8 protein-coding genes are annotated in these 8,297 nt (G+C 70.0%); 2 read left to right on the top strand and 6 right to left on the bottom strand.

Going from position 1 to position 8,297, the window contains the following annotated elements:
* Positions 1-1,002: galactokinase (gene galK / locus SACSA_RS23415; protein WP_048876911.1), on the bottom strand; the 1,002-nt coding region annotated here is incomplete at its 3' end.
* Complete coding sequence (locus SACSA_RS0116240; RefSeq protein ID WP_019818750.1) at positions 999-1,814, bottom strand: DeoR/GlpR family DNA-binding transcription regulator; 816 nt, start codon at positions 1,812-1,814, stop codon at positions 999-1,001. The genes SACSA_RS0116240 and galK, both read right to left, overlap by 4 nt.
* A 272-nt stretch (positions 1,815-2,086) precedes the next feature.
* Here SACSA_RS0116240 and SACSA_RS0116235 point away from each other — a divergent pair, with 272 nt between their 5' ends.
* Positions 2,087-2,899, top strand: a complete 813-nt coding sequence (locus tag SACSA_RS0116235; RefSeq protein WP_019818748.1) for a MerR family transcriptional regulator — start codon at positions 2,087-2,089, stop codon at positions 2,897-2,899.
* A gap of 61 nt (positions 2,900-2,960) precedes the next feature.
* On the opposite strand, the gene SACSA_RS23410 is transcribed toward SACSA_RS0116235, so the two are convergent.
* Positions 2,961-3,689 (bottom strand): class I SAM-dependent methyltransferase, encoded by a 729-nt coding sequence (locus tag SACSA_RS23410; RefSeq protein ID WP_019818747.1) that lies wholly within the window; start codon positions 3,687-3,689, stop codon positions 2,961-2,963.
* A gap of 560 nt (positions 3,690-4,249) precedes the next feature.
* Between SACSA_RS23410 and SACSA_RS0116225 the strand changes: the two genes are divergently transcribed.
* Positions 4,250-5,689, top strand: a complete 1,440-nt coding sequence (locus SACSA_RS0116225; protein ID WP_019818746.1) for an APC family permease — start codon at positions 4,250-4,252, stop codon at positions 5,687-5,689.
* Between the two features lie 59 nt (positions 5,690-5,748).
* Here SACSA_RS0116225 and SACSA_RS0116220 read toward each other — a convergent pair whose 3' ends face one another.
* The 3 genes from SACSA_RS0116220 to SACSA_RS0116215 all read right to left on the bottom strand — a co-directional run.
* Positions 5,749-6,180, bottom strand: coding sequence for a heavy metal-responsive transcriptional regulator (locus tag SACSA_RS0116220; protein WP_019818745.1), 432 nt, complete (start codon positions 6,178-6,180; stop codon positions 5,749-5,751).
* A gap of 59 nt (positions 6,181-6,239) precedes the next feature.
* Positions 6,240-6,950: a MerR family DNA-binding protein gene (locus SACSA_RS27200; RefSeq protein ID WP_408640281.1), complete on the bottom strand. Its 711-nt coding sequence runs from the start codon at positions 6,948-6,950 to the stop codon at positions 6,240-6,242.
* A 188-nt stretch (positions 6,951-7,138) separates the two neighbouring features.
* On the bottom strand, positions 7,139-8,297 hold a 1,159-nt coding region (locus tag SACSA_RS0116215), incomplete at its 5' end, for a beta-ketoacyl reductase (RefSeq protein ID WP_198009086.1).

Here is an 8,297-nt window from a genome sequence, read left to right as displayed (position 1 = left end):
CCCGGTCATGCGGGCGCCGAGCGCCCCCGCCCCGAGCGCGGCCTCCACGGCGGTGTCCAGTTCGGGCACGGTGACCTCGTAGTCGTCGCGCAGTGAGGCGTGCGAGGCCGACAGGAGCGGGCCGATGCCGTCGGTCTCGCCCGCGCGCAGCAGTTCGACGGTGCGCAGCACCCGCTCGTTCTCGGTGACCACGTGCCGCACGCGGCGCCGCTGTGTCTCGTCGGCCAGCCGGGGCAGCATTTCCGGCAGCGCGTCGGTGGAGATCTCGCGCAGGGAACGCACATTCAGCAGCGAGGCGGCCTTCTCGCAGGCGCGGCGCCGGTCGGCGTACTCGCCGTCGACGAGACGGTGCGGCGCGCGGGTGTCCACGACGAGCAGCGTGCGCCCTCGGGCGCCCGGGTCGAACGGCACCTGGTCGGTGGCCAGCGAGCGGGTGTCGAGAAAAAGCAGGTGCCCCGCCGTGCAGCGCATCGACGCCATCTGGTCCATGACGCCGCAGGGCATGCCGACGAAGTCGTTCTCCGCGCGCTGCGCCAGCCGGGCCAGCTCGCCCGGGTCCGGGTCCAGGTCGAACAGGTCCGCGAGCGCACCGGCGACGGCGCATTCGAGCGCGGCCGACGACGACAGACCCGCGCCCGCGGGCACGTCCCCGTCCACCACCAGGTCCACCCCGCCGAGGTCGAACCCGGCCGAGCGCAGGCTCCACACGACTCCGGCCACGTAGGACGGCCACCCGGTGACCGCGCCGGGCCGGACGGTGAGGTCGAAGCGTTCCGGCGCGCCCGGCTCCTGGCGCGAGACCACCCGCACCCGGGGTTCCGCGCTGCGGCCCGCCGCCGCCAGCACCCCCTGCGGCAACGCCATGGGCAGCACGAAGCCGTCGTTGTAGTCGGTGTGCTCGCCGATCACGTTGACCCGCCCCGGCGCCGACCAGACCCCGTCGGGGGCACGGCCGAACGTCTCGGTGAACACCCGGGCCGCCGTCTCCGCTCGCGCGCTCATGCCGTCGGCTCGCCCGGGTCGGCGGGCGCCTGCCCGTCGTCGGGCCGTGCCACCACCAGCTCGCCGACCCGCTCGGCGAGTGCGGCGCGGTGTTGTTCGGCCAGCCCGGAATCAATCACGAGCACGTCGGCGGCGTCGATACCGGCGATGGTGCTGATACCCAGCACGCCGTACTTGGTGTGGTCGGCCAGCACCACGAACCGGCGCGCGGCATCGACGAACGCCCGGTCGGCCTCGGCTTCCAGCAGGCTGGGTGTGGTGAAGCCGCTGCCGAGGTCCATGCCGTGCACGCCCATGAACACGATGTCGAGGTTGACCGACCGGATGGCGGACACGGCGAACGGGCCGACCAGCGACTCGGACGGCGTGCGGGTGCCGCCCGTGAGCACGACGGTCTGGTCGAGTCGCGGCTCGGCGGAGAAGAGGTCGGCGACCTGGGTCGAGTTGGTCACCACGGTGATGTCCGGGATGTCGCGCAACAGGCGGGCGAAGGTCCAGGTGGTGGTACCGCCGGAGACACCCAGTGCCATGCCCGGTTCGACCAGGCGCACCGCCTCGGCCGCGATGGCCTGCTTCTCCGGGGTCTGCCGGTGGGACTTCGCCGCGAACCCGGGCTCATCGGTGCTGCGCGCGCCGGGAAGCACCGCACCGCCGTGCACCTTGCGCACCTTGCCCTCCTGCGCGAGCACCTCGAGGTCGCGGCGGACGGTCATGTCCGACACGCCGAGGTGCTCGACCAGTGTGCTCACCCGCACCGCACCGGACCGCCGCACCTCCTCCAGGATTCGCGATCGGCGCTGACTCGCCAACATCAGGCGCGTTCCTCCCTCACTCCACCGGCGACACGACACCGGCCCACGCGGTGTCGCGCACAGGATCGCACATTTTCCCACGTGCTTCGAGGAAAACCCGGTGGAAACTGAGTGAAGTTGTCGGACTCGCGCTTCTGGTTCCCGTCGGTGCTGCCGTCCGCCGCGTTACCCCGCGGTCCCGCGGCGCGTGGGTCACCCGGTGCGGTGACTTTCGACCGTACACCGCCGTTCGGCTTGACCTTCCAGTCGACTCGAAGGTTTACCGTGGCGGCGTGAGGAAGTACCGGATCTCGCAACTGGCCGACCGCACCGGGGTGCCGACGACCACCCTGCGGTTCTACGAGACGGTCGGGCTGCTCCCGGCCGAGCGGACCACGTCCGGGTACCGGACCTACGACGACGACGCCGTCGAGCGCGTGGCGTTCATCCGCACGGCCAAGCATCTGGGGCTGGCGCTGGAACAGATCCAGGACCTGATGTCAGTGCGGGAGGCCGGGGCCTGCCGCGACGCGCGCGAACACCTGAGGTCGGTGCTCGCCGACCGCATCCGGCGTGCCCAGTCGGAGGCCGACGCGCTGTCCGACACCCTCACGATGCTGCGCACGGTGTTGGACCGGGTGGACACGGTGCCCGACCGGACGAGTGCGTGCGACCCGGACTGCGACGTCCTGGACGATCTGTCCCTGTCCGAGCGAGCGGAGGCGGGCGGCCCGGCCGAGCAGCCCGGCGAGGCCGACCGCGCGGATGCCGACCGGGCGGATGCCGCCGCGGGCTCGGAGGGCGCCGGACGTGAGGAGATCCCGGTCGCGTGCTCGCTGACCGGGACCGAGCAGGGCGAGCGGGAAGCTCAGTGGCACGCCCTGCTGGAGGACGCGCGGCGCGAGGCGATCCCCGGCGGTCTCCGGCTGAGCGTGCCGGGCGACCGCGTCGTGGAGGTCGCCCGGCTCGCCGCCGCGGAACAGCGGTGCTGCCCCTTCTTCGACTTCGATCTCTCGTTGCGGCGGGACCGCCTGCTGCTTGAGGTCCGCGCACCGTCCGAAGCGGGTGGGCTGGTCTCGGCGATGTTCGGCGAAGCGGCCGGCTGACCGGGTCCCGCGCCGGTGGAGGAGCCGGCCGCTGCTGTGTGCCCCGCCGTGACGAGGTGTGTCAGGAACAGTTCGGGTCCTGGCAGTCGGAGCCGGCGCCGGTCGAGGCCGACACCGATGCCAGCGGAGCGTCGGTCTCCGGCCGGACGGCGCGCCCGATCACCATGGCCTCGATGAACTCCCACGCTCCCGGCATCTTGTCCTCCTTGAGCTCCTTGATCTCGAGGCTGGACGAGCGCAGTGTCTCGATCGTCGGCCGGTTGCAGTGGCACTCGTTGCCGAACAGGTACCAGCCCTTCTGAATGATGTCCTGCTTCTTCGCGATGCGGGGATCACTGTTGCGGACGTGCTCAAGGAACAGGTACTGCCCGCCGGGCTTGAGCACGCGCTGGATCTCCGCGAGCGCCACGTCCGGGTCCGGCACCGTGCAGAGGATCATCGCCGCCGCGACCGTGTCGATGCTGGCGTCGGGGAACGGCAGGCGCTCGGCGCCCGCGACGGTGACCTGGATGCGGCGGGGGTGGTCGCGGACCTTCTCCTCGAGCTTGGTGACCATGTGCGGGTAGGGCTCGGTGAGGATCAGCTCGGAGATCGTGTCGGGGAAGTGCGGCAGGTTCAGGCCTGTTCCGGTGCCGATTTCCACTGTCTTCCCGTAGGCGGGCCTCAGCATTTCCGCGCGCTTTTCGGAGAGACCGTACTTTTCCACTCTCGAAAGAAACTTGTCGTACATTCCGGCGAAAACGTACTTCCCCCACGTCGCGTCGTACGCCTTCTTCAAGAGGTTGGTCATCGGAGCGGCTCCACTTCCTGTGCGTGTCGTGCGTGTCGACCCGGTGGTCGACCGAAATGTCCGGAAGCGACGGGCCGCGCCCGCCGCCGGGCCCCGGGAGTGTGGGTCCCGAACGGGTCGGCCGATCGCGACCGGAGGGGTCTCGCGTGCGGTTCTGGTCGTGCCTGCTGCCCGAGGTAGTCTTGTGGTTGAACTCGGGTTTAAGTCAACCCCGTTTTCCGGCGCGTCTTCGCCTGTTCGGCCATCGTTGCCGGCCCCGCCGGGTCGCTGAAACGGACGAAGCTGATCATGCAGAGTAACTGAAACACCGGTTTTGGTTGCGAGATTGAGCCGTTCCGGTGAAGTGTGGCCGTGGTGATTGCCGCCCGGGTGCCCGCGCCCTACAGTCCACTCCGTCCAATCCGGAATTCCCGGAACGCGGATACCTTCGCAGGTTCCGGAAACATGCGCTGTCGATTCGCTCGCTTCGTGACTGCTGTATTCCGTAGTCGAGTTCGTCCGTTTGGGGGAGTGTATTCGGACCTCGGCTCCATTCGATGTCGAGTCGCAACAGGAGTGACATGTCGGAGACGGAGAGCGTGCGCGCACCGGCGGGCACCATGACGGTGGCGGAGCCGGAAACGGACCCGCGGCCACGACGGGGACTGGTCTTTCCGGGGCAGAGCAAGCTTCCGGTCACGTCGTCGTGGTGGACCTCGGTGCTCGTGGCCACCGGTGCCTCGCTGATGGTGTCGGTGTCGCTGGCCGAGATGGCCGCCGAGATCGGCAACGTCTCGATCTGGATCTGGATCGTGACCGCGGTGGTCGGTGCGTTCCAGTGCCTGCTGATCGCCGAGCTCACCGCGCGGTTCCCGGGCAGGGCGGGCGGCACCGCCCAGTTCGCCTACGGCGCCACGACGCGGGGCTCACCCACCCTCGGAGCGTTGTCGTCGTGGTGCTACTGGTTCGCCTGGACGCCCGGGATCGCGGTGAACCTCATCCTCGCGAGTACCTACCTGAAGTCGCTGTTCTGGCCCGAGGCCGACGTCATCGTCCTCTCCCTCGGAATCGCCGCCGTTCTCTACGTCGTCACCGCGCTGGGCCTGCGGCTGTCGACGATCGTCAACGCGGTGCTGGCCTCGGTCGCGCTCGTGGTGATCGCGGTGATCGTCACGACCCCGCTGTTCCACACCGATTCCTTCGAGTTCGGCAACGTGCTGCCGAGCGCGCTGCCCGCCGAGGCGCCCGAGGGATTCTGGGGTGTGGCCGGGATCATCCTGAAGTGGACGATGATCGCCACGTGGGCCGCCTACGCCGCGGAGATGGCGTCCACGGTGTGCTCGGAGATCCGGGAGCCGCAGCGGCACATGAAGCGCATCATGTCCCTCTCGGCGGGAATCGCGATCGTGCTGTTCACGATCGTGCCGATCGTCTTGTTCGGAGTCGTGGGCGTCGAGGGCCTGCAGCGCGACCCGTTCACCGTCTTCGCCGAGATCGGCGGCATCACCTTCGGGCCCGCGGGCGAGCTGATCGTCGGGCTGGGCCTGGCGGCGGTGCTCCTGCTCGGCGCGGAGATCTTCATCATCGGCTCCTCACGGACGATCCACCAGATGGCCCAGGACCGGCACCTGCCGAGCATCTTCGGCCGGGTGAACCGGCGGGGCGCCCCGGTCGGGTCGATCGTGGGGGACGGGCTGGTGATCGCGCTGATGCTGGTGGTCTTCGGTACCGACGTCGTCAACGTCGTCGCCGCGGCGACCTTCGGCTATCTGACCGTGTTCGTGCTGCTGCCCATCGCGTACCTGACGCTGCGCAGGCAACCGGACCGAGCCCACAGCACCGTCCGGCTCGGACGCCCGTTCATCGGCATCGCGGTCGTGCTCGCTCTCTTCAACACGGCCGTGCTCGTCTTCGGCGGTGCGCAATGGGGTGGTGACGTCATCGCGGTCGGGGTCGGTGTGACCGTGTTGATCATTCCGATCTCGTACCTGACCCGCAGGGCCGCGGCACGGCCGAAGTGATCCGAGGTCCCCAACGGCTGTGCCGGCCCCGCCACGGCGGGGCCGGCACAGTCCGGCGTTCATCCCCGGGCGGGTGCCGGAGGACGCCAGACGCCCGGTTCCGGGTTCGGGCAGTCCGTGCTCGGCAGTTGTTCGACCATCTCGGCGAGCTGGCCGCGCAGCTTCATCAACCGGTCGATCTCCTGGTCGACCTCGCCCATGCGGTCGCGCAACAGCACGGCGGCGTCACCACAGGGGCACCGGCCGGTGTCCCGGATCGACAGCAGATCGGAGATCTCCCGCAGGCGCAGCCCGAGACGCTGCGCGCCCTGGATGAACCGGATGCGGTCGATCGCGTCGTCGTCGTAGTGCCGGTAACCCGATCGGGTCCGGGGTGGTTCGGGCAACAGCCCGACGCGCTCGTAGTACCGCACGCTGTCGGTGCTCACACCCGCCCTGCGGGCGAGGACGGCGACCGTCATGCCCGCGTGCTCTCCGCCCACGGTGCTCATATCGCCAGTGTAGCCTTCCGAGTGGCCCGGGGCCGGGCGTCGTACGAAAGTCGCGCGTTCTAGCCCGCGTCCGCTCCGCCGAATGCGAATGCGACGGTCGGAGTAGTTCGCGCGGATAGTCGGGGGGTATCCCGCGCGGAGGTCGCGCGACGGGGAAAGGGCGCGCGACGTGCGGGTTCGGCCAGTGTTCCGCCGGAACTCATCAGCGGACAGTCGATCAGGGTCGGGCAATGGCAGTCGAGTGCCGAGTCCAGCGCTCCCGAGATGGACCTCAGAAGTTCGATCTGTGATTCGATGTCGCTTTTCCGGCGTTGTGCCAGTTGGCGCCACATCGCACTGGACGGCGAGTTAGCCTCGAGGATCTCCGAAATCTCGTTCAGGCTGAAACCCATGGCCTGACATGCTTTGATGACGGAGAGTCGTGCCAGAACGGAGCGTGAGTAGTGTCTTTTTCCCCGTATCTTGGTGCCTTCGCTGATCAGTCCGCACCGCTCGTAGTAGCGGAGTGCTGACGACGCGATCCCCGATTCCCGGGAGATTCTGTCGATGGGCAAGAGTGTGTCGGTCAAAAGCCCCTCCCGCGGATTCCCCTTGTGTGCGCGCAACGCCTCGGTCGCATCGACGCTGACATGGAGTGACCTCCGGCGACGGTCAGTGCCGAATCGTCCGGACTTCCGTTTCCCTGTTCGGCGCCGGGACGGGGTCAGAATACATCGTCGCCTTGGTGTGGTCCAGGTTAGTGACAGGAGCCGGAAAGCGACGGATGACACCGGCGGGCTACGGGAACTCCCGGTGTGGTCACACAGCGCAGGGGAGTGGGGCCGGATAACGCCTGCTCTCCAGCCCCGACCGTGTGGTGCGGACTGCGGGATGTGCGCGGAGCGTGTCCGGCCTGCGGCAGGGAGGGCCGGGTGCCGGCGGCGCGGAACGAAGGCCACGCCCGCGCCGCCGGCACGGTTCACAGGCGCACGACCTCCACCTCACCGGTGGCCTCATCGCCGTCGGGTGCGGCGACGAGCTGCCGGACCGCCAGCCGCCGGGACAGGTCGCGGGCGACGTCCGCGACGGTGCTGCCGTCGACGAGCATCCGGTCCGGCGGCGCGACGGAGAGTTCGCGGAGCAGCCGGTTACGCAGCCGGACCGACATCAGGGAGTCCAGTCCGAGCGTGTCGAAGCGGGCGTGCGCGAAGTCGTCCTCCAGTTCCCTCCGGTCGGCCTGCTCCAGGTCGAGCAGCATCGCCGTTTCGCGCAGCAGGAGCCGGACGAGCGCGGCCTCGGCCGCGTCCGGGTCGGCGCACGCGAGCCGCTCGATCTCAGCGGTGCCCGGTTCCTCGGTCGCGGTCGCGCTGAACCGCGGGTCGAAGTCGGCCAGCAGGGTGCGGGGCTGGGTCGTGACCGTCGCGGCGGCGTACCGCTGCCAGTCCACCTTCGCCAGCGCGAGCTGTGTCGCGTCGGCGGACAGCGCCCGGGCCAGCGCCCGGGCGCCCTCGGACTCGGAGATCCCGTGCAGACCCGCCCGGGCGAGCCTCTCGGTGGTCGCGCCCCGCACGGCGATCCCCGCCTCGTCGAACGGCCCCCAGTTGAGGCTCAGCGCGGGCAGGCCCTCGTGCCGCCGCGCCGTCGCGAGCGCGTCGAGGTAGGCGTTGGCGAGGACGTAGTTGGCCTGTCCCGCCGAGCCCAGCACCGACGCGACCGAGGAGAACAGGACGAAGAAGTCCAGCGGCAGGGTGCGCGTGTGCCGGTGGAGGTGCCAGGCGCCGCGCACCTTCGCGGCGAACACGGCGTCGAAGCGGTCCCGGTCGAGGTTCTCGAGCGGGGCGTCGTCGGTGGTTCCCGCCGAGTGGACGACACCGCGCAGCGGGGGCAGGGTCTCGGCGATCTCCCGCACGACGGCGCCGACCGCCGCGTCGTCGGCGACGTCGGCTTCGCGCAGCACCACCTCGACGTCGTGTGCGCGCAGTTCCTCGATCCAGGCGGGCACAGGGTTCGGAGCGCGCCGCCCGAGCAGGACCAGGTGCCGGGCGCCCGCCCGCGCCAGCAGGGTCGCGGTGATACGTCCGAGCGCGCCCCAGCCGCCGGTGACGAGGTAGGTCCCGTCCGCGCGCATGGCGGCGCGC

This window comes from Saccharomonospora saliphila YIM 90502 (assembly GCF_000383795.1).
In the GTDB taxonomy this organism is placed as follows: Bacteria; Actinomycetota; Actinomycetes; order Mycobacteriales; family Pseudonocardiaceae; genus Saccharomonospora; species Saccharomonospora saliphila.
This window is presented reverse-complemented; position numbering and strand designations above follow the sequence as displayed.